The following is a 23,592-nucleotide window of genomic DNA, read 5'->3' on the forward strand; positions in this document are numbered from 1 at the left end:
GCCGGGTCCTCTTCCGGCCCCGTCCTCGTTCGGGCCCGTCCCCGTCAGGGCCCGACAGCGGACCGCCTCGGAGCGTCGGGCTCCAGGCCGGGGACTGGACACTCGTGCCGGCCCCGCCGGAAAAACCGGTTGGCGGCAGGAGTCCACATCAGCGCGGCACCGGCCAGCGTCAGCGCCAGCCCGGCCAGGATGAGGCCCGACAGGTCCAGCGGTGCTCCCAGCGCGGAAAGACCGGCAACCACGGTCAGGAGGATGCGGGCCCAGCCCGCGCCCCTCAGCAGCTCGATCGCGGCCCACACCTGCAGGGCGGTCAGCGGCACCGCGAACGCCACCATGTACGGCACCGCCCAATCGGGCGTGGACTGGCCGAAGTCGATGCGTACCACCTCCAAAACGGCCGGCAGGATGCCTGCAGCCACGGCGCTGGCGAGCCAGAACGCCGCCGACGACCTAATGACTGCCGGTATGTCCCCGGGCACGCCGGAATCCAAACGCTGTTCCCCCAATGAAGTCCCCAATCTTCAACATGCGATGTACCGCGGATGTCCGGCGGTGTTTCACAGCCTACAGGTGACGGAATCCGCGGCCCTGTCAAGTGTGGAAGGAGGGCGCCAACACGTCCCCAGCCTCGCGACGTACACTGTCCAAATCAGTGTGCGTGATGTGCCTGCGTGAGGTGGAGCCCGGATGCTCTGGAAGCTGCTCGTTGAGTACCTGCGGCCGCAGCGGCGGCTGCTGATCGCCGTCGTCGTTTTCCAGCTGGCGCAGTCCATCGCTTCCTTGTACCTGCCCACGCTGAATGCGGACATCATCGATGAAGGTGTGGCGAAGGGTGACACCGGCTACATCCTGCAGGTGGGCAGCCTGATGCTGTTCATCACGCTGCTGCAGATCGCGTGCGCGGTGACGGCCGTGTACTTCGGGGCGAAGGCGGCGATGGGCCTGGGGCGTGACCTGCGCGGGGCCATCTTTGGCCGCGTGGGTGAGTTCTCCGAGCAGGAGGTCACCCGGTTCGGTGCCCCGAGCCTCATCACGCGCTCCACCAACGACGTCCAGCAGGTCCAGCAGCTCGTCCTGATGTCAGCCACCCTCATGGTCGCGGCGCCCATGCTCAGTATCGGCGGTGTGATCATGGCTGTCCGGCAGGATGCCCAGCTGTCCTGGCTGATCGCCGTCAGCGTCCCGGCACTGCTGATTGGCGTCGGACTGATCATCACGCGGATGGTGCCGCTGTTCCGGAAGATGCAGGTCCGGATCGACACCGTGAACCGGGTCCTCCGCGAACAGCTCACCGGCATCCGTGTGGTGCGGGCGTTCGTGCGCGAGGACATCGAGACCGCCCGGTTCGCGCGGGCCAACGCGGACGTGACCGATACAGCCCTGCGCGCCGGGCGGCTGATGGCGCTCGCGTTCCCCGTGGTGATGCTGGTGCTCAACGTCTCCAGCGTGGCCGTGATCTGGTTCGGCTCGTTCCGGATTGAGGACGGGTCCATGCAGGTGGGCACCCTGATTGCCTTCCTCAGTTATCTGCTGCAGATCCTGATGTCCGTCATGATGGCCACATTCATGGCGGTGATGATCCCCCGCGCTGCGGTCTCCGCGGACCGGATCGGGGAGGTGCTGAACACAGAGTCAAGCGTGCGCCCGCCCGCGTACCCGGTGGGTTTTGGCGCCGATCGGGGTTTTGTTGAAGACGGTGGCCGGCGGGGCCAGCCAAGGGGTGAGCTGGAAATGCGCGACGTCGGATTCGCCTACCCCGGTGCCGAGCAGCCGGTCCTCAGCGGAATCGGCTTTACGGCCCGCTCGGGGCAGACGACGGCGATCATCGGCAGCACCGGTTCGGGGAAGACCACGCTGGTGAACCTGATGCCGCGGCTCTTCGACGCCACCGCCGGCTCGGTGCGGTTCGGCGGCGTGGACGTGCGGGAGCTGCACCCGGACCTGCTGTGGGGGCACATCGGCCTGGTCCCGCAGCGGCCCTACCTGTTCTCCGGCACCGTGCGCAGCAACCTGCTCTACGGCAAGCCCGATGCCACCGAGGACGAGCTGTGGCGTGCCCTGGCCACGGCCCAGGCTCAGAGTTTCGTCCGGGAGATGGAGGGCGGCCTGGATGCGCCGATCTCGCAGGGCGGCACCAACGTCTCCGGAGGCCAGCGGCAGCGGCTCGCCATCGCCCGGGCCCTGGTGAAGAGGCCCGAGCTGTACATCTTTGACGACTCGTTCTCCTCGCTGGACACCGCGACGGACGCCCGCCTGCGGCAGGCCCTCAAGCGCGACACGTCCGGAGCCACGCTGGTGATCATCGCCCAGCGGGTGTCCAGCATCGTGGATGCGGACCAGATCCTGGTGCTCGACGACGGCCGGATCGTCGGGCGTGGAACGCACGGGGAGCTGCTGGAGACGTCCGAGACGTACCGGGAGATCGTCTCCTCCCAGCTGGCGGCGGAGGAGGCGGCATGAGCACCTCCAGCCGGACCGGAACCGGCAGCGGAACGGGAGCACCCGCCGTCGGACGTCCTCCCGCGGGCGGGTCAGGGGAGAGGCCCGCGGGGCCGCCCCGGCCGCCGATGGGCCCGGGCAGGGGCGGGCCGTTTGCCGGGATGAATGTCCCGGCGGAGAAGGCGATGAACTTCTGGCCGTCGGCCAGGCGGCTGCTGGGCACGCTGCGCCCGGAGCGGCTGTGGCTGGCGCTGGTCCTGGCGCTTGCCGTGGCGAGTGTGGCGTTCTCGGTGATCGGGCCGCGGCTGCTGGGGGAGGGCACCAACCTGATCTTCGCCGGCGTGGTGTCGAAAAACCTGCCGGCCGGGGTGAGCAAGGACGAGGTGATCGCGCGGCTGCGGGCGGCTGGCCAGAATTCGCAGGCGGACATGATCGGCGCGATGACGCTGACGCCGGGGACGGGGATCGACTTCGCGGCGCTGGCCAGCGTGCTGGAGTGGGCGCTGGCGCTGTATGTGCTGGCGTCGGCGTTCGGCTGGATCCAGGCGTATGTGCTCAACGGCGTGGTGCAGCGGACGGTGTACCGCCTGCGCGAGCGGATCGAGGCGAAGATCAACCGGCTGCCGCTGCGGTATTTCGATTCAGTCCAGCGAGGTGAGCTGCTCAGCCGGGTGACGAACGACGTGGACAACATCTCGCAGAGCCTGCAGCAGTCGATCTCCCAGGCGGTGACGTCGCTGCTCACGGTGGTGGGCGTGCTGGTGATGATGTTCCTGCTTTCGCCGGTGCTGGCGCTGATTGCGCTGGTGACGGTGCCGCTGACGCTGGTGACCACGGCGCTGATCGCCAAGCGCTCGCAGAAGCTGTTCGTGGCGCAGTGGAAGCACACGGGGGAGCTGAATGGCCAGATCGAGGAGACGTACACGGGGCACGCACTGGTGAAGGTGTTCGGCCGGCAGCGGGAGGTGGAGGAGCGCTTCCGGCAGAAGAATGTGGAGCTGTTCGAGGCGAGCTTCGGCGCGCAGTTCATCAGCGGCCTGATCATGCCGGCGCTGACGTTCATCGGGAACCTGGTGTACGTGGGGATCGCCGTGGTGGGCGGGCTGCAGGTGGCGTCCGGGGCGATGCAGCTGGGCGACGTGCAGGCGTTCATCCAGTACTCGCGGCAGTTCACGCAGCCGCTGGCCCAGCTGGGGTCGATGGCCAATCTGCTGCAGTCAGGGGTGGCGTCGGCGGAGCGGGTGTTCGAGCTGTTGGATACGGAGGAGCAGAGCCCCGATCCGGCTGTTGCCGTGGCGCCGGAGTCGGTGCGGGGCCGGCTGGTGTTCGATAACGTGTCCTTCTCCTATTCTGCTGACAAGCCGCTGATTGCGGACCTGAGCCTCGTGGCCGAGCCAGGGCAGACAGTGGCGATAGTGGGGCCCACCGGGGCCGGCAAGACCACGCTGGTGAACCTGATGATGCGGTTCTACGAGCTGGATGCGGGGCGGATAACGCTCGACGGCGTGGACGTCACCCTGATGACGCGCAACGAGCTGCGCTCGCGGATGGGCATGGTGCTGCAGGACACGTGGCTGTTCGCCGGGACGGTCCGGGACAACATCGCGTACGGCCGTCCCGGTGCTTCGGAAGCCGAGATCCTGGAGGCCGCGCAGGCGACGTACGTGGACCGGTTCGTGCGCTCGCTGCCGGAGGGCTACGACACGGTGCTCGACGACGAGGGTTCCAATGTGTCCGCCGGCGAGAAGCAGCTGCTCACGATTGCGCGCGCGTTCCTGGCCCGGCCTTCGGTGTTGATCTTGGACGAGGCGACGAGCTCGGTGGACACCCGCACCGAGGTGCTGGTGCAGAAGGCTATGAGTGCTTTGAGGTCCGACCGGACGAGCTTCGTGATCGCCCACCGGCTGTCCACGATCCGCGACGCCGACCTCATCCTGGTGATGGAGGCCGGCCAGATCGTGGAGCAGGGGACGCATGCTTCCTTGCTGGCGGCCGGCGGGGCGTACGCGGCGCTGTATGAGGCGCAGTTCGCCGCTCCTGTGGCGGAGGTTTAAGGGGTGGGGTCGTCTCGAAAGCCGAGGGTTGGAAGAGCGGCTGGGGAGTCTCGGCCGCCCGCAGTTCATGGCTTAAACCATTGGCTGGCGCCTCCGCCAGTCCAAGGAATTGATTCCAGGGACTGGCCCTCCCCCGTTCCAGCGTCTGCCGACGACGATACCGGTACATTTTGGCTGATTCAGCGGGCGTGGCCGGACAGGACGCCAGGAGAATTTGTATTGGAGGTTTTGACTCCGGGACGGCCCGGCGTCAGGGGAGCTCATCTGCGTCACGGGCAGTTCGAACTTATCCCGTTGGACGATCCGGGGCTGCCCGCCTTGCGGGGGGAAGCGGAGCGGGGGGAATTGATTTCGTACTGGCCCCACCACCAGGCGGTCGTCCGGGCGGAGGGCCGCTACATAAAGATCTTCGAGCCAGGCGGCGCCGTCGTACCGGCCGAGCGCTGTGCACAAATGGACGTCCTGCTGGACGCCGGCAACTTCACAACACCCAGAATTCTCCGTCAGAGTTCCCAGGAGGATGTCATCGTTTTCAGCGGCATCGCCGGACAGACCCTGAACGAGCTGGGCCAGGTGGAGGCCGCCGTCTGCGATGAAGAGTTCGCCAGGGCGTGGGAGAAATGGTCGCGCGCCTGGGTCACGGAACTGAACGGCTCCTATGGTCCCGCGGCACAGAGCGTTCTCGACAGCCTTCCGCTCCGTTCAGCAGAGTGGGAAGCAACGAAGGTGTGGCGACGGGTGAACGACTGGTTGCGGCACAATGAAAATGCCCCGGAGCGGTCGTCTCAGCGCGATGCCTTGCGTGCCGCTGCAGAGCAAGTGGCCACGAACCTGCTTCGGACGGCATCGGATCCTCTGGTTTGGGCCCACGGAGACCTTTACGACAGGCAAATCATCGTTCCTGCCGGCGAAATGCCGCCCGGATTGCTGGACTTCGACAGTACGGCCCGACACGAGGCCGCCCGGGACCTGGCCGGCCTGGACGTCCGCCTGGAGCTTCATTTGCGAAATAACCGCATGACGCCCGCACGATATCTGACGGCTCACACCCAGGTGCTGGCCGCCGCCGAGGAACTGCACGTCAGTCCGGTCCGGTTCGATGCGTACTCTGACGCCATCTGGTTCCGTCTGGCACTTTCTCCGTTACCTGGCCGCTTCTCCTTGGCCATCGCCGTCCTCGCGGAACGCGCCGCGCAGGAGCTGAGGCAGTGAGCCGGCCCCCAGATGACGGCGTCGCCCGCAGCGGCGGCCGTCCACGATCCGCGACGCCGACCTCATCCTGGTGATGGAGGCCGGGCTGGGGTTCGAAGTCAGCGCCGGCGTTGGTCTTGGTGCGCCTGGGCTACGAAGTGCTCAACCCGACGATCCGGAACAAGCCAGATCAGCGCCACCACGGTATAGACCGCAAGTCCCAGTAACGGCTGTACTGCGCTCAGCGTAAGGCCCGTCAAATAGATCAGCGGGGACGCCTTGCCTTTCCAGTCCCTGCCGACGGCCCGGGCGAGGGGACCCTCCCTGCCCTGATGGCGGATGAGGGTCTGCTGCAGGATGAAGTAGGCGATGGCCGCGCAGAGGAGGTTGATCCCGTATACAAGTACGGGGACCTGTAAGAACCCGGACTCGTCCATCCAACGGGTGCTGAACGGGAAGAGCGAGAGCCAGAACAAGAGGTGCAGGTTTGCCCAGAGGATCCCGCCGTTTACTCGGTCGGCCAAGTGGATCATATGGTGGTGGTTGTTCCAGTAGATGCCCACGTAAACGAAACTGAGCAGGTAGCTGAGGAAGGTGGGCAGCACAGCGGCCAACCCCTGCCAGGTCGGTTCGTGCGGCACACGCAGTTCGAGCACCATGATGGTGATGATGATGGCCAGTACGCCATCGCTGAATGCCTCCAGCCGATTCTTGTTCACAAACTTCCCTTCATCAGCGCCTCATCCCAGCTTGACGTAACACCGGATATGGGCTTCCCCTACTTTGCCTTGGTCGAGGCCGTTGCGTGGATTGGCCGCCGAGGCATCTACGAGCCCGGGACCCGCAGCACCCCAACCGCCGCCACCAAATAAGGCACCGGATCCGCGTCCGACCCGGAAGCCCACTGCATCCAGCCCTCGAACGTCGCCCCCAGGAACGCGGCGCATAGATACCCAGCAACATCTTCGCTGACTCCAGCCAATATCAGGTAAGCACGCGTCCGCTCCCGCTGCGGCGCCAGCGACTCGTAGCTCCGGCTGGCCAGTTCGGGGTGTTCAGCGATCAGGCGAAGCCGGCCGCGCGTGACCTCCAGGTCAGGGAGAACAGCAACTCCAGCGACAGCCGCATCTCGCAGCCCCGCCAGCATGTCGCCGTCGGAAGCGCCCGCAACGCTAATGGAATCCAGAACCCGCCCGGACGCCTCGACCACCGGCTCCATGCCGCCCCAGATCAGCTCCGCCTTGCTGGAGAAGTAGCGGTACAGGCTCTTGCGCCCGATCCCCGCCTCGCGCGCGATGTCCTCCATGGACGTCTGCTCGTAGCCGCGCTCGGCGAAGAGTCGCAGCGCCATGGCGGCCACGGCGTCGGGATCAATCGTCACCGGGCGCCCGGTGGCGCGCGGAACGGCGGTCTTCAAAGCATCCGAAGGCATCCCACCAGTATTCACCCTTACATAATGACACAGAGTGTCATAAAGTGGACCGCATCACGATCAGCAACGTCTGGAAGGACATCATGGGCAACGAAGCTACATGGCAGGAAGCCGCCACCAGCGGCCGCTTCGCCGGCAAGACCGTCATCGTCACCGGGGCGGCCTCCGGCATCGGCCAGGCCACCGCCCTGCGCGTCGCCAAGGAAGGCGGCCGCGTCATCGCCGCCGACATCAGCAAGGAACGCCTGGATGACCTGGTAGCCGAGAACGCCGGACTGGACCTGGTCCCAGTGGCCGGCGACATCTCCACCGAAGAGACCGTGGCCGCCGTCGTCGTTGCCGCCGGCGGACGGGTCGATGCGCTGGCCAACATCGCCGGCGTCATGGACAACTTCGCCCCCATCCACGAGGTGGACGACGACCTCTGGGACCGTGTCTTCCGGATCAACGTCACCGCCCTCATGCGCCTCACCCGCGCCGTGGTGCCGATGATGCTCTACGCCGGCACCGGCTCCGTAGTCAACGTCGCCTCCGAGGCCGGGCCGCGCGGTTCCGCCGCCGGTGCCGCCTACACCGCGTCCAAGCACGCCGTCGTCGGCCTGACCAAGAACTCGGCCGTGATGTACGGGCCGAAGGGCCTGCGCTTCAACGCCGTGGCACCCGGCGCCACCATCACCAACATCGTGGCCAACTGGGGATCCCAGCTCGCGGCCGAACGCCTCGGCCCGCTGATGCAGGCCACCGTCCCGACGCCGGCCACCGCGGCGCAGCTCGCCGCCTCCATCACCTTCCTGCTCAGCGACGACGGCACCAACGTCAACGGCGCCATCCTGGCGTCCGACGGCGGCTGGTCGGCGCTGTAAGCACCTCGCTCACCGCCCCTGCGCACAGCAGATGCTCGCGTGGAATAGGCTCCCACGGGGATCGGGAAGACGACGCTGGTGAACCTGATGATGCGGCTCTACGAGATTGATGCGGGGCGGACAACGCTCGACGGCGTGGACGTGTCACCACCATGTCCCTCCGCGAGCTGCGCTCGCGGAGGGGCATGGTGCTGCAGGATACGTGGCTGTTTGGCGGGACTGTCCGGGACAACATCGCGTACGGCCGGCCTGGGGATTCGGAGGCTGAAATTCTCGAAGCCGCCCGGGCGACGTACGTGGAACGATTCGTTCACTCATGGCCGGAGGGCTACAACACTGTGCTGAGGACGAGGGTTCGAATGTGTCGGCCGTCGGTGCTGATCCAGGACGAGGCGACCAGTTCGGTTGACACCCGGACCGAGGTGCTGGTGCAGAATGCCATGAGTGTCTTTGGGTTCGATAGGACGAGCTTTGTGATCGCGCACCGCCTCTCCACCATCCGCGACGCCGACCTCATCCTGGTGATGGAAGCCGGCCAGATCGCGGAGCAGGGGACGCACACTTCGTTGTTGGCTGCCCGTGGGGCCTATTCGGCGCTGTATGCGGCACAGTTCGCGGCCCCGGTGTCGGAGGTTTAGCGCGGCTGGCGTATCGATATTGTCAGGTTGAGCTCTAAGAGCCTCTTGAGCTGTGTCAGAAAAAGGGCAATCACACCTGTAGAGTTTGCCGATAAATGGCGGCGTTTCGTGATCGCTCTTTGTCGCACCACTGCGCGCCGGCTGTCTTGAATCTCAAGGTCTCGGGATACATGGTTATGCGACATCGCCCCCGGCCCGGGACGTACCCGGCGGTCATCTTCTGCAGCAAGTTCGCGTGCAACTAACACCCATTCCGCACGATTACTGCCGGCTGTTAAAGACCGACTCACCCAGGCACTTGCGGTGCATGGGTGAGTCAGTCTTTGGGCGTCGTGACAGTGACTACCGGGTGCGGGCGGAGATGACCTGTTTGGTCATGGCGCCGGCGCTGCCAAGGTAGCCTGCGGGGTCGCAGAGCTGTGCGATGCGTTCTGCTCCTAGGTGCTGGACGAGTTCCGGGTGTGCAAGGAGCTCTGATTCCAGCGTGGTGTGGGTTTCGATGGCGGTTTTGCAGGCGTCGTAGATGACGTGGTGGGCCTCTTGGCGGCCGAGGACGGGGGCGACGGCCATCATCACCGCTTCGGCAACGATCAGGCCGCCGGTGATAGCGGTGTTTTCGCGCATCCGTTCGACGTTGACTTCGAGGCCGGAGAGCATGAATTCGGCCTGACCAAGGGAGCTGGAGAGCAGAAGGAAGGCTTCCGGGATGGTGGCCCATTCCAGGTGCCAGGGCCCGGTGGCACGTTCGAAGTCCTGCACCATGGCGTCGAGCATGGTGGAGGATTTGTCCCTGAGCATCTTTGCCGCCGCGAGCATGAGCTCGCAGGAGATCGGGTTCCGCTTTTGCGGCATCGTGGAGCTTGCACCCCGACCCATGACGAACGGCTCGGCAGTTTCGCCGTATTCGGAGGAGCACATCAGCATGATGTCCAGTGCGATCTTGCCGAGGGAACCGCCGATGTTCGCCAGCAGGGATACCAGTTCGGCCAAGCCGTCGCGGGCGACGTGCCAGGTGATGTCGGGGTCCGTCAGGCCGAGTTCCGCTGCCAATGCGGCGCGGGTTTCCAGTCCCTCGGGTCCTTCGCCGAGGGAGGCGAGGGTGCCGGCGGCGCCGCCGAACTGGACCATGAGGTCCCGTTCCGCTGCCTGGGCGAGCCGGTCGGCCTGCCGGTCGAGCGAGGAAAGCCAGACGGCGCAGCGGTAGCCGAAGGTCACGGGCAGGGCGTGCTGCAGGTGGGTGCGGCCGGCGGCGAGGGTATTGACGTGGGTTTCTGCGAGCCGGGCCAGGGCGGCCCTGACTCCATTGAGCTGTTCGGTGAGAAGGTCGATACCTTGCTTGCACTGGAGCATCGTGGCGGTGTCCATGATGTCCTGCGTGGTTGCGCCCCAGTGGATGTAGCGGCCGTCGTCGCCACACTGTTCGGAAAGCTGCTGCACGATGGGCAGGATCGGGTAGCCGACGATTTCGGTTTCGTGGCGAAGCCGTTCCTGGTCGAGCCCGGCGAAGTTGGCGGTTTCGGTGATGCGGGCCGCGGCATCGGCGGGGATAAGGCCCACTTGCGCCTCGGCGCGGGCGAGGGCGGTTTCGGTGTCGATGATGCGGCTGACGTAGGCGTCGTCGCTGAAGATCTCGCGCATGCGGGCGGTACCGAACATGTCGCGGAACAGGAGGGAGTCGTAAACGGTGGAGCTCATGCGGGTGGGTCCTTTACTTCGTGGAGGCGGTGGAGAGGCTGCCGGTTTCGTGGCTCCCGGCGGCCGTCAGCGCGGGGGTGTCTGCGTCGGTGCCGGGCGCGGTAGGGGAAGCTGCTTCTTTAGCTTCCTGGCGTTCCATTTCGGCGAGGAAGCCAACGGGGTCGGCCAGTGCGCGTCGGACCTTGGGGACGTCCATTTCTTTCGTCCATTTGGAGACGACGATGGTGGCCACGACGTTGCCGAAGGTGTTGCAGAAGGCGGTGGCGATGGACATGAAGCGGTAAACGCCGAAGAGGATCGCGACGCCCTCCAGGGGCAGGTAGCCGGTGGCTGCGACGGTGGAGGCGAAGACGACGTAGGTGCCGCCGGAGACGGTAGCCGCGCCCTTGGAGGTCAGGAGCATGATCGCCATCAGGCCCAGCTGTTCACCCAGCCCCATATGAACGCCGAAGGCATTGGCCAGGAAGATGGTGCAGATTGACATGTACAGGGATGTGCCGTCGAGGTTGAATGCGTAGCCGGTGGGAACGACCAGCCCGACGCTCTGCTTCGAGCAGCCCATAGCGGTGAGCTTCTTCAGCAGCCCGGGCAGGGCCGATTCGGAGGAGGCGGTGCCCAGCACCAGGGACATCTCGACCTTCACGAATCGCAAGATGCGGAAGACATTGAACCCGGCGATCAGGCAGACCAGGCCGAGGACGACGGTGATAAACAGGGCGACGACAGCCCAGTATTCGAGCACGAGCTGCGCAAGGGCGAGCAGCATGGCGCTGCCGTTGGTGCCGACGGAGTAGGCGATGGCACCGAAGGCGCCAATCGGGGCGAGCTTCATGATCACGTTGATGAAGCCGAAGAACGCCTCCGAAACGGTGTCCAGGCCGCCTTGGATCTTGCCCAGCACGGTGGGCTTGAGGGTGAGCAGGCCAGCGCCGAAGATGACGGCGAGGATGACCACCTGCAGCAGCTGCCCCGAGGTGAAGGCCCCGAAGAAGTTCTCCGGGAAGATTCCCTTCAGGAAGCCGGCGAAGGAGTGGTCGCCGTCGGTGGCCGGGGGCTTTCCGCTGTTTGCGGTGAGTGCTGCGGCCCCTTCGCCGACGTGCAGCAGGTTTGCCGCGAGCAGGCCGAGGCCAAGGGCAATGGTGGAAACGATTTCGAAGTAGATGAGGGCGGAGAACCCGATTCGGCTGGCCTGCTTGAGGTTTCCGGCCGAGAGGATGCCCAGGACCACGGTTAGGAAGACCAGCGGGGCGATGCCCGTCTTAATCAGGGCCAGGAACAGATCCCCGACGATCTTGAGTTGGGCGGAGAATCCGGGGAAGGCAAAGCCCACCACGATGCCTAAGGCCATGGCGATCATGACCTGTGTACCCAGGCTGCGGTACCAGGCTTTCTTGGGCCGGGGAGCGGCTGCTTCCAGGAGCTGGTTTTGCGACTTCATTGACGCCTCACTTGTCTAGACACATTTTCTGTCTAGACAAATGTGAGGCATATCATGGTGTTCTGTCAAGCCTGCTTTTAGGAAGCCTCTGAGGGAGCCGGGACTTTAGCTGCGTTCGAGTACGGATTCGTAGACGAAGCGGGCGCCCGGGTGCGTGCTTACCGCGACGGCCAGGATTTCACCATCGGCGTCGACGTAGCGCCGCGTCAGCCGCAGGCCGACGGAGCCCGGCATTTCGCCCAAGACCTTCGCAACTTCCTCATCCAGTACGGTCGCCTTGATCTGTTGCAGCACGCGGTTGACCTGACGGCCGGTATGTTCGGCGACCAGATCAGCAACTAGCCGGTCGCTGTGCTTGAGTTCGTCCTCAATGAGGGACGCATCAGCAGGGGCGAGGTAGACCTGCGCCCAAGACGCGGGGCGGCCGCCGTCTGCTGGATCCTGTCGTGTTGATGTGATCAGGGTGCGGACTGTGCCGTCGGGTACACCTAGCTCATCCGCCAGGCCATCATCGACGGTGACCTGGCTCATGGAGATGATGCTGCGAACCGCAGTCCGTCCGTACTGCGCGAGCTCCTCGATCGAGGAGAGTTTTGTGTGGAATTCCTGCACCGGCTGCTGTCGGACGACCCGCGTGCCCTGCCCCTTGCGCCGCGAAATCAGGCCGACTTCCTCGAGCTGGCGTAGCGCCGCGCGTAATGTCTCCCGAGACACGCCATATTTAGACGCCAGTTCTGGCTCAGACGCGAGGAATGCACCAACTTCCCACTGGCCACCCGTTATCCGGGCCTGCAGATCCTCAGCGATCGCGACATACCTGGCCGCCACGGCAGTCCATCCTTTCCAAAGTGAATCCTTCAGACAAGTCTAGACAAGTTGGACTGAAGGGCTCCGTCAAGAATCGCGGTTGCCTCGTAACCCTTGGGTTTTGATACGGGATGGTTATGACATACGCCTCGCCAATGCCGCCCACGGCAGAGCGAGCTGGTGCCTCCGTCCATACCGCTCAGATCCCTAGAACCCTGACCGCGCCTGACCGCCGGCTGGCCTTAGCCTGAGATTGGTGACAAGACCGGATTGCGATGGGATTTTTGCGGAGGTTGGAGCAGCGGAATACCTCGACTACTTCGAAATCCGCCTCGCCTACCGGTCGGCACTTGGCTAATCACCGCCGGTCAGGGGCGTCGCCAGCGCAGCTGATAAGGGACTTGAGGACGGCGTCAAATGACTGCCTGTTTTGGCCGGGACCTTCTGCGCCTCCTATCTAATTGAGAACCTTCGCAGCAGAGCGCTTAGGTGTTCCGCTGGATTGGCGTGGGATTAGGGTCGGCATGGACCTCCGTATGACGGGTTCTGTCCCTGGGTTGACGATCAGGTCGATGGCGGTGGCCGCGATCTGATCCAGGGGAACGCGCACGGAGCTCAGTGGAGTGGGTAGCCGCGCGGAAAGGGGTATGTCGTTGTATCCGACCAATGCAAGATCGTCGGGGATGGTGATGCCGCTGCGGTGGGCTGCCGCCATGACGCCCATGGCGATGTTGTCGTTGGCTGCGAAGATCGCTGTGGGGCGGGACTTTGGTGTCTGGGTGAGGAGGGTTTCGCCGGCCGTGTAGCCGTTTTCGATGCCGTAGCCGGCGGCGATCAGCCATTCTTCCCGCGGCTGTATGCCTGCTTCGCTCAGTGCTTTCCGTGCTCCTGCCAGGCGTGCGGTTCCGGTTGATGTGAAGGCGGGGCCCGTGACGACGGCGATGTCACTATGACCGAGGTCGATGAGGTGGCGTACGGCGAGGTATCCGCCTACTTCGTCGTCTCCGAGCGCGGATGGGCTGATACCGTCGGTGCGGAGCACCAGCGCATGGGCTACCCGGCGTTCGCGCAGGAGGCGGGGTAGTTCGTCATCGAGCCGAGCTGTTGCGAGAATCAGCCCGTCGACGTTTCTGTCCAGGAGTGTTTCGGCTGCGCTTCGTTCGTCATCGGGGTCATCCCCGCTGGTAGCGACCATGGCGAAGTAGCCGCGGGCAGATGCCGCCTTCTCGAGCTCTTCAAACATCAAGGCCATGACCGTGTCGCTCAGGCGGGGAACAAGGACGCCCAGCGTCCGGGTCTCGCCGCGGCGAAGGCTGGAGGCGAAGGAATTCCTGCGGTACCCGAGTTCCTCTGCGACTTTACGGACGTGTGCCGCGGCCGCCGACCGTGTCGTCGTACGTTCATCGAGGGCGCGGCTGGCCGTGGAGATGCTTACGCCGCTGGCAGCTGCGACGTCCTTCAGGGTAACGATCGCGCCGGGTAAGGCCCGTTCCATCGCGGTTCTCCTCTTCAGCAAGGGTGTAACAGACACTCTATTCCTCCAACTTGCAAACGTTCTCTTGACAGTGAGCTGCAACACGTGCAGACTTGAAAACGTTCCCGCAAACGTTTTCATTATAGCGGGACTACCGACCATCAAAGAAGACAAGAAGGTAGCTGCAATGGCACTCGATCTCCGCGGACTCAGCCCCGCACCTGTCACCCCGTTCACCGAAGATGGCGCTGTCGACTTCGCTGCGATCCAGCGTCTGGGTTCGTGGCTCGGATCGGTTGAGGGCGTGAAGAGCCTCGTCGTTCTGGGGCACGCCGGCGAAGGCACGTTCCTCACCGAAGAGGAACAGCTGGACGTCATCCGCGCGTTCGTGGCGTCGACCGACGGCCGCGTACCGGTCGTTGCGGGCATCACGAAGGAGGGCAACAAGACCGCGGCCCTCGAGGCCAAGAAGGCCGTCGAAGCCGGCGCGTCAGCTGGTCTCGTCTACCCCTCGCACGGGTGGCTGCGCTTCGGATACCAGAAGGGCGCCCCGCAGTCGCGCTACCAGGAGATCTACGAAGAGTCCGGCCTGCCGCTGATCCTCTTCCAGTACCCCGACAACACCAAGGCGACCTACGACCTCGACACTCAGCTGGAGATCGCCGGCCAGGAGGGCGTCTTTGCCACGAAGAACGGTGTCCGGAACATGCGCCGGTGGTACACCGAGATCCCCGCGCTGCGCGCCGCGTACCCCGAGCTGCAGGTGCTGTCCTGCCATGACGAGTACCTGCTGCCGACAATGTTCGATGTCGACGGACTGCTCGTCGGCTACGGCAACATCGCCCCCGAACTGCTCGTCGAACTCATCGAAGCCGGCAAGGCGCAGGACTACAAGCGTGCCCACGCCATTCACGAGCGGCTGCTGCCAGTGACCAAGAACGTCTACCACCGCGGCTCCCACATGGAGGGCACTGTCGCCTTGAAGTGGGGCCTCGTGAACCGCGGCATCCTCGAGCACGCCACAGTGCGCACCCCGCTCCTGCCACTGCCGGAGGGCGCCGAGACCGAAATTGCGGAAGCCTTTGCCGCCGCAAACATCGGCAAGGTCACCGCCACTGTCTGATCCACGGATCCTGAGGATGGCGGGAGCAACTCCCGCCATCCTCCCCTAGGCTTTAGCCATCTCCACTCTTGGTCAATGAGGACCCCAGCATCGCCGCTGGAGAAGGAGGACTCGCAATGCGCGAGCCGAACAACACCACAACCATGGCCGGCGGCCCCAATGCCGCCAGGATCAACGCCGAGCTGGTAGCCAGGCTTGAACGGCTCCCGGTCACCCGACGTTTGAGCCTCATCCGCATCATCATCGGATCAGCCACCTTTTTCGACGCCTACACCGTCCTGGCCATCGCCTTCGCCATGCCCCAACTGGTAACGGAATGGCACCTGAGCGCAGGCGAGACCGGAATGATCCTCTCCGCCGGTTACGTCGGACAAATCTTCGGAGCGCTCTTCTTCGGACATCTGGCCGAAAGGATAGGCCGGCTGCCCGTCCTGCTCATCACCATCCTGCTGTTCGTCTCCATGGACATCGGCTGCCTGTTCGCCTGGGGAGCCTGGTCCATGATCGTCCTCCGCTTCCTCCAAGGCATCGGCACCGGCGGCGAAGTCCCGGTCGCCAGCGCCTACATCAACGAATTCATCGGCGCCAAAAAACGCGGACGCTTCTTCCTCCTCTACGAAGTGATCTTCCCCGTCGGGCTCATGTTCGCAGGCATCGCCGGCTACTTCCTTGTCCCGGTCTTCGGCTGGAAAGCCATGTTCATCGTCGGACTCATCCCCGCGGTACTCACCATCCCCATGCGGGCACTGATGCCCGAGTCACCCCGCTGGCTCGCCTCGACCGGCCGCGTCAAGAAGGCCGACGCAGTCGTCAGCATGCTCGAAAATGAAGCACTCAAAGCCGGCGCCACACTTTCCGAACCCGTCGTGCGGCCCGTGGACCCCAAGGCCACAGCCCGGTCCGACTGGCGCGAACTCTTCAAGGGCATCTACCGCAAACGCACCTTCACCATCTGGTTCCTATGGATCTGCGTCTACATGGTCAACAACGGCCTCATCACCTGGCTGCCGACCCTATACAAGCAGGCCTTCAACCTTCCCCTGCAGACCAGCCTCGCCTACGGCTGGGTTACCTCCGCCGTCGGCGTGATCGCATCCATACTCTGCGCACTACTCATCGACCGGGTCGGCCGCAGACGCTGGTACTCCGTAGCCTTCCTCGCCTCCACGGTTCCCCTCGTCATCCTCACAGCACTGGGCGCCATCTCCGCAACACAAGTCGTCGTGTTCGCCAGCGTCGCGTACGCCATCCTGCAAACCATCTCCTTCTCCCTCTACCTCTACTCCGCAGAGCTCTACCCCACCCGGCTGCGCGCCATCGGCACCGGATTCGGCAGCGCCTGGCTCCGCGCCGGCTCAGCAATCGGACCGCTCCTTGTGGGATGGATCGTCGACAACTACGGCGTCAGCGTCGTCTTCACCGTGTTCGCAGCAGTAACCCTCATCGGTGGCTTGATCACCATCTTCTTCGCCACCGAGACCAAGGGCCGCGTCCTCGAAGAACTCTCGCCCTAAGAGATTCAACCAGCACCTCAATGGCAGCGGCACGGACTTCAGTAAGTCCGTGCCGTTGTCGTTGGCACTTGGGGCGTTGGCTAGTGGCTAGTGTCCTGAAAAACAACAGCTTTTCGAGACACTGTTCGGGGCGTCGGGAGGAGCCAGCGGTGGACTGAGAAACCCGGGCTGGCCGATGTCCCGGAAACACGTCTCACCGTAAATCGTCTCAGCATAGCCTCGTGACGGACTTTTTGAGTCAGAATGGCCTGATGAGGCAATTGGGCTACACACGGGTGAGTACTTCGAACCAGGATGCCCAGCTGCAGCTCGACGCTCTGCTCTCCGTCGGCGTGCAAAAGCGCGACGTCTTCGCCGACGTAACCTCGGGAAGTAAGACGGCGATCGAACGGCCCGGGATGAAAAGGCTCCTCGAGTACGCCGAGGAGGGCGACACCGTCGTTGTGTGGCGGGTCGATCGGCTGGGCCGGTCATTGATCGACGTACTGAACACCGTGAACCTGCTGCGTGAACGCGGCGTCCAGGTCCGATCCATCTCAGACGGTATCGATCCGGCGACATCGACGGGTCGGTTGATGCTGAACATGCTCGCCACCTTGGCCGAATATGAGCGCGAGCTGATCGTCGAGCGGGTCAATGCCGGCATCGCCGCCGCCAGACAGAACGGAACGCGCTTTGGCCGCCCGCTGACCGATCCGGTTGTCATTGCGGACAAGCTGGCGATCGCGCAGGACGCCCGGGCGAAGGGACGCACCGCGGAAGACGCAGCCCGTCTCGTTGGCTGGAGCCGTGCCACTCTCTACCGCCACCAGCAAGCCCTCGCCGCCCGGCGAGAGCACCAGAACGTAGGTAATCCTGAACGGCGATGAGCGCTGGAAAGTCCTTCGACTTCACGTCGAGGACCAGATCCCGCTTGCCGCCCTCGCCCGCGAAACCGGGATCAGCACCCGCACTCTTCAACGCTGGCTCCGGCTCTACCGAACTGGTGGCGGGAGTGCTCTTGACCTGCGTCCACGCGCCGACGCCGGCACGCGGCGCATAGACCCAGGAATGGTTAGGTTTATCGAGGGACTCGCGCTGACCAGACCGCGCCCGAGTATCGCAACGTTGCACCGACTTACGGCGGCCGAAGCGGGCAGACGAGGCGCCCCGGCGCCGAGTTACTCCTTCGTCCGCAAGATCGTCCAGGCACTGGACCCCGCCCTGGTGACCATGGCTCTCGAAGGTCCCGCATCCTACCGGGACCGGCATGAACTTGTCCTTCGCCGCCGCGCCGACCGCCCAAACCAAATCTGGCAAGCGGACCACACCCAACTCGACATCCTCATCAACGGCGCCAACGGCAAACCCGACCGGCCCTGGCTGACGACAGTGATGGACGATTACTCCCGGGCGCTCTGCGGCTACACCGTCTTCACCGGTGCGCCCTCAGCGCTCAACACAGCCCTCGCCCTCCGGCAGGCCATCTGGCGCAAGAGTGATCCCAGCTGGGCAATGTGCGGACTGCCCGACATCCTGCACGTGGACCACGGCTCCGACTTCACGAGCCACCACCTTGAACGCACTGCCATCGAGCTGCACATCCGCGTCATCCACTCGACCATCGCCCGGCCCCAAGGCCGGGGAAAAATCGAGCGGTTCTTCGGGACCATCAACACCGAAGTTCTTCCCACCCTCCCCGGACATCTGGGACCGAGGAACAGAAAACCACAGCCCGCACTCGATCTCCCCGGACTGGATCGTGCCGTCGGAGGCTTCGTCGCCACCTACAACGACCGGCCCCACAGCGAAATCGGTGTCTCACCACGGGATGCTTGGGTCGCCGACGGCTGGCTGCCCCGGATGCCCGAAAGTCTGGAGGACCTCGACGGACTCCTCCTGACAGTTCCAAAGAACCGAACCGTGCAACGCGACGGTATCCACTTTCAAGGCCAGCGCTACCTCTCACCCACGCTGGCGCCCTTCGTGGGGCAAACCGTCACCATCCGCTACGACCCCCGGGACATCTCCGAAATCCGCGTCTACGACCACGACACCTTCGTTTGCGTCGCGGTCGATGAAGACCACCCCAACCTTCGCCTGAGTCTGCGGGACATCGAGGCTGCACGCAGAGCGCGCCGGAAAGAACTGCGCCGCACCATCAACGACCGCATTCCAACAATCACCAGCCGTGAAGAACCGCACATCACTGAACCAGTACGGCGCCGGCGCCGACTTCGCACCTACGAAGAGGACGAATGATGAACACCACCTTCATCGTCACCAAAGAACACCGACGCTTCACCGAATTCGCGAACGCAGTCCGGAAAGAACGAACAATAGGGATCTGCCACGGAGATGCCGGAGTGGGTAAAACACTCTCCGCGCGTCGCTACGCCAATTGGGATGACCTGGAGCCTTACATCACCGAATGGGGACCACGCGGCGACCAGGACGAAAAGCACTACACCCTCGCCAACCGCTCCCGCGCAGTCTTCTACACCCCAGACGTCCTCTGCCGTCCTAAAAACCTCATGGATGACATACACCGATACCAGGTGAGAATCGGCTCGTGCATCGACGAACACCTGCACAAACTCGATGCCGCACCACGCTCAATGAACAGAGTCACCGAGCTAGTGGAGCTGCTCATCATCGACGAAGCCGAACGCCTCAACGCCACAGCCCTTGAGCTCCTCCGTGACAACCACGACCGAACCCACCTGCCCATGATCCTTATCGGTATGCCCGGCATAGACCAACGATTCCGGCACTATCCCCAGCTTTACAGCCGTCTTGGCTTCTCCCACCGATACCGAGCCCTCGGCAGAGACGAGCTCCTCTTTGTTCTGGACCGACATTGGAAACGGCTCGGCCGGACCCTCGACCCGGATGACTTCACCGATGCCCAGGCAATTGCCGCAGTAGAACGCATCACCCGAGGCAACTTCCGTCTCCTCGAACGGCTATTCCCCCAGATCACCCGCGTCCTCAAGATCAACCAGCTCGAAACCATCACCGACGACGTCGTGGAAGCCGCGGCCAGCATCCTCGTTATCGGGAACTAGCGACACAGAACGAAAACAGAACGCCGCCACCTATCGGACAAGTCCACACTGCGGGGGTGAGCAAACCCCACAACACTCTCATCAATGGTTGCCACGACCGCTTGGACGATATGGGTCTCATCGTTGATCCGACCCCTCTAAGGCTTGTTACTGCTGAACAGATCCCGTTCCACCGGTGCTCCGTAGGGAACATCAGAGCTTAGATTCACCGTGTACATGCCAGATCCGTGGCGCGTTACGAGAATGCCCTGCCATCCTTCAGTCATCGAGTGGTCACGGGCCATCTCTACTGCCGTATTGATACTGTCTTCGATTTCCGTCGGGGATTGACCTGTGATGTGGAAGTAGCGGTCGGCCTCGATCGTGATAATCACTGGACTCCTGATTTGCTCTTTATGTGATCTTTGACTCGGTGCTAAAAGACGGGGGCACGTAGCGATTCGGCTCTTCGGGACGAAGAAATGGTTTTCAGCGATGGCAGGCGCTCCCTATCAGATTCTGCTTTGACCGGGAGTTTGCCCAGCACTTGCACTGCATCCCGGGTTGCTGTTCGGCAGCCCGGGATGCAGTGGATTGTCATTCGGAACGGTACGACTTTGGAGAGCGCCCATCGTGACAAGGGATTGGTGGCAAATGGCGCTTACAAGGTCCCGTTTTTCGAGAGCGCGCACGCCACACACACAAGGACGGACTTGGAGGCTGGTGTCCGGGCGCGTCCCTGTGGTTCGTCTGGGAGTTTAGATTTCGGTGGGCTGCGCCTGGGCAGTCTGCTTGGTTGACTGTGTGTCGGCCGCCTTTGGGTGCTGAAGGTTGGGGGCTTCGCCCGGCTGGCCGTCGCGGGCGTGGAGACGCATCTCTGGTGGTTCCTTGCGGAATCCTTTGGTGAGGAAGACGAGGTAGAGAACGCCCAGACCAATCCAGCAGAGGCCGATGGTGATGGCGATGGGACTGAGTTGGGTGAGGAGGTAGATGTCGACGGCGGCGCCCAGGATCGGCAGGACGATGAAGCCGATGATTGACAGGGTTGTGCCTTGTCGGCGGCTTCGGATGAAGTAGGCGATGACGCAGAGGTTGACGGTTGCGAATGCAAGGAAGGCCCCGAAGTTGATGAAGGAGGTTGCGATTTCCAAGGAAATGTTCAGTGCCAGCATGGCCACGGCACCGACGAGGACCAGGTTGAAGATGGGCGTTTTGGTTCGGGGGTGGAGGCGGCCGAAGAGCCGGCGGGGTAGGACTCCGTCGCGGCCCATGACGTAGAGGAGTCGGCTGGTGCTGGCCTGGATGGCGAGCCCGGACGCGAATCCGCCGACGATGGCGAGGATGTTGGTGATGTTGGCGTAGAACTGCCCGCCGACGAGAACCTGCATGGCGTATGCCGCGGTCGCTGCGTCCTCGAAGTCTCCGCCGGGGTGAACGAGCTGCATGATGTAGGAGACGAGGACAAAGAGTATTCCGCCGACGAGGACGGTCAGGAGGATCGCCCGGGGAATGTTGCGCTTGGCGTCTTTGGTTTCTTCGCTGAGTGTGCTGACGGCGTCGAATCCCAGGAAGGAGTAGGCGGCGACAGCGGCCGCGGCAGCGACACCGCCGACCGTGGTTGCATGGTTCCAGAAGGGGTCCGTGAGCGAGGCGGGTGGGTTTCCCCCGAGGTAGGCCAGGCAGTAGGCGATGAAAATGCCGATGAGGGTAACGACCAGAAGGGTCAGGGTCTTGTTCACGCGGTCGGTGAGCACGATACCCGTGACGTTGATGATCGTTGTCAGTCCAGCGTTGAGAGCGAGCCACGCCCAGACGGGGATGTCGGGAAACTGGGCTGCGAGGTAGAACGACTGGAAGAGCCAGGCCACGGTGGGAAGGAAGAGGTAGTCGAGGAGGATTGCCCACCCGACGAGGAAGCCGACGCGGGAATCGAGCAGCCGGCGCGCGTACACGTAGGCCGATCCCGAGTTTGGAAAGATCTTTGCCATCTTCGCGTAGCTGAGGGCAGTCAGCAGCATCGCGACGGCGGCGAGGGCGAATGCTGTCGGGGCTGTTCCGTCGCTCGTGGAGGAGATCACGCCGAAGATCGATATCACGATTCCCGGGGCCATATAGGCCAAGCCGAACACGACCACCGACAGCAGGGATAGCTTCGGGGTAAGTTTGATGTTCTCAGCGGACATGAGGGTTTCCTTAAGCTGGGGCAGTGCTGAGGTTGGTCAGGGTTGACGGGGAGTTGGTGTGCCGCCAAAGGCGGGGATCAAGTTGGCCGGCGTAGAGCGGCAATGGAATGGTGTCGTCGTTTTCAGCGAACTGGTCCCAGGGGCGGGTGACGCCCGCTGTGCCATGCTGGCGCACATTTCGTACCTGGTCCAGGTCGATGACGTCGACCAAGGTTGCATCTTCGGGCCCGGCAGCAGAGATTCGTACGCGCCCTTCAGGATCAACCAGAAGACTGCGTCCGACCCCGTGCGGACCCGCGGCGTTCACACTGGCGACAAAGTTCTGGTTGACGATTGCGTTGGCCTGGCCGATAACAACTTCCTGCACACGATCGTTGGTCGGGGTCTGGACAACATTGAGAACGAGCTCTGCCCCCATCCACGCCAGATGCCTGCTGTGTTCGGGGAACCAGGCGTCGTAGCAAATCGACAAACCGACGCGGCCGTAGCCGGTCATATCGAAGACCACGAAGTCCTTACCGGAACAAACGGTCTCATAGGGTTTCCAGGGAAAGATCTTTCGGTAGCTGGCCACGGCCTTTCCTTGTGGAGAGTAGACAACGGCGGTGTTGTAGATATGCCCGTCCGTACCACGTTCAAGCACGCTGCCTGGCAAAAGCCAGATCCCAAGGTCTCCAGCAAGCTCCGCAAGAGTACGCCCCCGCGGACCGTCAAGAGGTTCGGCCGACGCTTCCATATAAGCCTGCCGGTCCTGGGTACCCGGAGAATCTGGCGTGTTCAAGTGGAGCTCCGGGTAAACGAAAAGGTCCGCGACCGCATGCGCATTAACCCTTCGCTCAAGACCAGCAGCGAAATCAGTCAAAGACTCGGCAGGTGACTGCACAAGAGCTAGAGGGAGGAGTCGGGTCATGACAGATGCATCCTTGCGTCGTAGAATTTGTTAAATAAAGATTAATTAACTCACTACTGTGTGTCAAGGGTCACTCTGAGGTCCGATGTGAAAGCATTGGAGCATGGCAAGACCACGGAATCAGGCAGAACGCCGCGATCAACTCATTGCAGCGGCGGGACGGGTCCTGCTGGACCGGGGATCATCAGCGGCCCGCCTTTCCGACATTGCCAATGAAGCCGGCGTCACCCCGGCTGCGGTGCTGTACTACTACCGGGACGTCGACGAGCTCTTCAGCGAGGTCTTCAATCAGGGTGTTACGGAGTACTGTGACCGCCGGGAGGCCCGCATCCAGGCCGAAAGCGACCCTGAAGCGCAACTGAGGGCCTGCATCCACTCGGGCATACCTTGGGCCGGGGAAAGTGAAACCGCTTCCCGGATCCTCGTGGAACTCATTCCGGTTTATCTGCGCAACAAAGCAGCCGCTCGGCAGCAGATGGCGTTTGTGGAGCGTCAAACGAACCTCTACAAAGGGATTCTGGAACGAGGCGCGCAGGAGAATGCTTTCACCCTCTCAGCGCCGGCCGGATTCCTGGCCCGGAGCTTCGTAGCCCTAGAGGACGGCCTCGTAATCGACGTACTCCTCGGTGACCTGACACCGGAAGACGAGTACCAATTCCTGATCAGCTACGCGACGAACATGGTAAAAACCAAGACCGGCAACAACTTACAGCTCAGCTGACTCCCCACGCGAGAACGCGCACAACCAGTTGACGGGAGCCATTCGGCGGCCGCACGACTCCGCCTGGCAAGATCGGACAGTCCC

20 protein-coding genes and 1 pseudogene are annotated in these 23,592 nt (G+C 63.5%); 11 read left to right on the plus strand and 10 right to left on the minus strand.

The window, feature by feature from the left end; genetic code table 11:
* Positions 1-44 precede the first annotated feature (44 nt).
* Positions 45-479 carry a hypothetical protein gene (locus AC1DDG_RS14915; RefSeq protein ID WP_476876652.1) on the minus strand — a complete coding sequence of 145 codons (435 nt, stop codon included), beginning with the start codon at positions 477-479 and terminating at the stop codon, positions 45-47.
* 208 nt (positions 480-687) lie between these two features.
* Here AC1DDG_RS14915 and AC1DDG_RS14920 point away from each other — a divergent pair, with 208 nt between their 5' ends.
* The 3 genes from AC1DDG_RS14920 (at position 688) to AC1DDG_RS14930 (ending at position 5,705) form a co-directional block, all read left to right on the plus strand.
* Complete coding sequence (locus AC1DDG_RS14920; RefSeq protein WP_476876653.1) at positions 688-2,460, plus strand: ABC transporter ATP-binding protein; 1,773 nt, start codon at positions 688-690, stop codon at positions 2,458-2,460.
* Positions 2,457-4,493 carry an ABC transporter ATP-binding protein gene (locus AC1DDG_RS14925; RefSeq protein ID WP_476876654.1) on the plus strand — a complete coding sequence of 679 codons (2,037 nt, stop codon included), beginning with the start codon at positions 2,457-2,459 and terminating at the stop codon, positions 4,491-4,493. The genes AC1DDG_RS14920 and AC1DDG_RS14925 overlap by 4 nt, the downstream gene beginning before the upstream one ends.
* A 345-nt stretch (positions 4,494-4,838) precedes the next feature.
* Entirely contained in the window at positions 4,839-5,705 is an 867-nt protein-coding gene (locus tag AC1DDG_RS14930) for a phosphotransferase (RefSeq protein WP_476876655.1), read from the plus strand.
* A gap of 98 nt (positions 5,706-5,803) precedes the next feature.
* Here the strand turns inward: AC1DDG_RS14930 and AC1DDG_RS14935 are convergent, their stop codons facing one another.
* Both AC1DDG_RS14935 and AC1DDG_RS14940 read right to left on the minus strand, forming a co-directional pair.
* A complete protein-coding gene (locus tag AC1DDG_RS14935; protein ID WP_476876656.1) occupies positions 5,804-6,403 on the minus strand; it encodes a TMEM175 family protein in 600 nt (199 codons plus the stop codon).
* Between the two features lie 107 nt (positions 6,404-6,510).
* A complete protein-coding gene (locus AC1DDG_RS14940) occupies positions 6,511-7,116 on the minus strand; it encodes a TetR/AcrR family transcriptional regulator (protein ID WP_476876657.1) in 606 nt (201 codons plus the stop codon).
* Positions 7,117-7,199: 83 nt separating this feature from the next.
* Between AC1DDG_RS14940 and AC1DDG_RS14945 the strand changes: the two genes are divergently transcribed.
* A complete protein-coding gene (locus AC1DDG_RS14945) occupies positions 7,200-7,979 on the plus strand; it encodes an SDR family NAD(P)-dependent oxidoreductase (RefSeq protein WP_476876693.1) in 780 nt (259 codons plus the stop codon).
* Between the two features lie 51 nt (positions 7,980-8,030).
* Positions 8,031-8,617 (plus strand): annotated as a pseudogene (locus tag AC1DDG_RS14950) (ATP-binding cassette domain-containing protein); the annotation flags it as partial.
* A gap of 342 nt (positions 8,618-8,959) precedes the next feature.
* On the opposite strand, the gene AC1DDG_RS14955 reads toward AC1DDG_RS14950, so the two are convergent.
* The 4 genes from AC1DDG_RS14955 to AC1DDG_RS14970 form a co-directional block, all read right to left on the minus strand.
* Complete coding sequence (locus AC1DDG_RS14955) at positions 8,960-10,312, minus strand: class-II fumarase/aspartase family protein (RefSeq protein WP_476876658.1); 1,353 nt, start codon at positions 10,310-10,312, stop codon at positions 8,960-8,962.
* 13 nt (positions 10,313-10,325) lie between these two features.
* Positions 10,326-11,750: a cation:dicarboxylate symporter family transporter gene (locus AC1DDG_RS14960; RefSeq protein ID WP_476876659.1), complete on the minus strand. Its 1,425-nt coding sequence runs from the start codon at positions 11,748-11,750 to the stop codon at positions 10,326-10,328.
* A gap of 105 nt (positions 11,751-11,855) precedes the next feature.
* Positions 11,856-12,578 (minus strand): GntR family transcriptional regulator, encoded by a 723-nt coding sequence (locus tag AC1DDG_RS14965; protein ID WP_476876660.1) that lies wholly within the window; start codon positions 12,576-12,578, stop codon positions 11,856-11,858.
* Between the two features lie 436 nt (positions 12,579-13,014).
* On the minus strand, positions 13,015-14,052 hold the full coding sequence (locus AC1DDG_RS14970; RefSeq protein WP_476876661.1) for a LacI family DNA-binding transcriptional regulator: 1,038 nt from the start codon (positions 14,050-14,052) through the stop codon (positions 13,015-13,017).
* A 166-nt stretch (positions 14,053-14,218) separates the two neighbouring features.
* Between AC1DDG_RS14970 and AC1DDG_RS14975 the strand changes: the two genes are divergently transcribed.
* From AC1DDG_RS14975 to AC1DDG_RS14995, 5 genes are all read left to right on the plus strand, one after another.
* Positions 14,219-15,154, plus strand: coding sequence for a dihydrodipicolinate synthase family protein (locus AC1DDG_RS14975; RefSeq protein WP_476876662.1), 936 nt, complete (start codon positions 14,219-14,221; stop codon positions 15,152-15,154).
* Positions 15,155-15,270: 116 nt separating this feature from the next.
* Complete coding sequence (locus tag AC1DDG_RS14980; protein WP_476876663.1) at positions 15,271-16,668, plus strand: MFS transporter; 1,398 nt, start codon at positions 15,271-15,273, stop codon at positions 16,666-16,668.
* A gap of 251 nt (positions 16,669-16,919) precedes the next feature.
* Positions 16,920-17,537: a recombinase family protein gene (locus AC1DDG_RS14985; protein ID WP_476876694.1), complete on the plus strand. Its 618-nt coding sequence runs from the start codon at positions 16,920-16,922 to the stop codon at positions 17,535-17,537.
* Entirely contained in the window at positions 17,524-18,909 is a 1,386-nt protein-coding gene (locus tag AC1DDG_RS14990) for a Mu transposase C-terminal domain-containing protein (protein ID WP_476876695.1), read from the plus strand. The genes AC1DDG_RS14985 and AC1DDG_RS14990 overlap by 14 nt, the downstream gene beginning before the upstream one ends.
* Positions 18,909-19,715, plus strand: a complete 807-nt coding sequence (locus AC1DDG_RS14995) for an AAA family ATPase (RefSeq protein WP_476876696.1) — start codon at positions 18,909-18,911, stop codon at positions 19,713-19,715. The genes AC1DDG_RS14990 and AC1DDG_RS14995 overlap by 1 nt, the downstream gene beginning before the upstream one ends.
* Before the next feature lie 137 nt (positions 19,716-19,852).
* On the opposite strand, the gene AC1DDG_RS15000 is transcribed toward AC1DDG_RS14995, so the two are convergent.
* The 3 genes from AC1DDG_RS15000 to AC1DDG_RS15010 all read right to left on the minus strand — a co-directional run bounded on the left by AC1DDG_RS15000 (position 19,853) and on the right by AC1DDG_RS15010 (position 22,787).
* Entirely contained in the window at positions 19,853-20,089 is a 237-nt protein-coding gene (locus AC1DDG_RS15000; RefSeq protein ID WP_476876664.1) for a hypothetical protein, read from the minus strand.
* 363 nt (positions 20,090-20,452) lie between these two features.
* Positions 20,453-21,877, minus strand: coding sequence for an APC family permease (locus AC1DDG_RS15005; RefSeq protein ID WP_476876665.1), 1,425 nt, complete (start codon positions 21,875-21,877; stop codon positions 20,453-20,455).
* A 10-nt stretch (positions 21,878-21,887) separates the two neighbouring features.
* Complete coding sequence (locus AC1DDG_RS15010) at positions 21,888-22,787, minus strand: carbon-nitrogen hydrolase family protein (protein ID WP_476876666.1); 900 nt, start codon at positions 22,785-22,787, stop codon at positions 21,888-21,890.
* 103 nt (positions 22,788-22,890) lie between these two features.
* Between AC1DDG_RS15010 and AC1DDG_RS15015 the strand changes: the two genes are divergently transcribed.
* A complete protein-coding gene (locus AC1DDG_RS15015; RefSeq protein ID WP_476876667.1) occupies positions 22,891-23,508 on the plus strand; it encodes a TetR/AcrR family transcriptional regulator in 618 nt (205 codons plus the stop codon).
* Positions 23,509-23,592 lie beyond the last annotated feature (84 nt).

The organism is Arthrobacter sp. 10L430 (assembly GCF_056395245.1).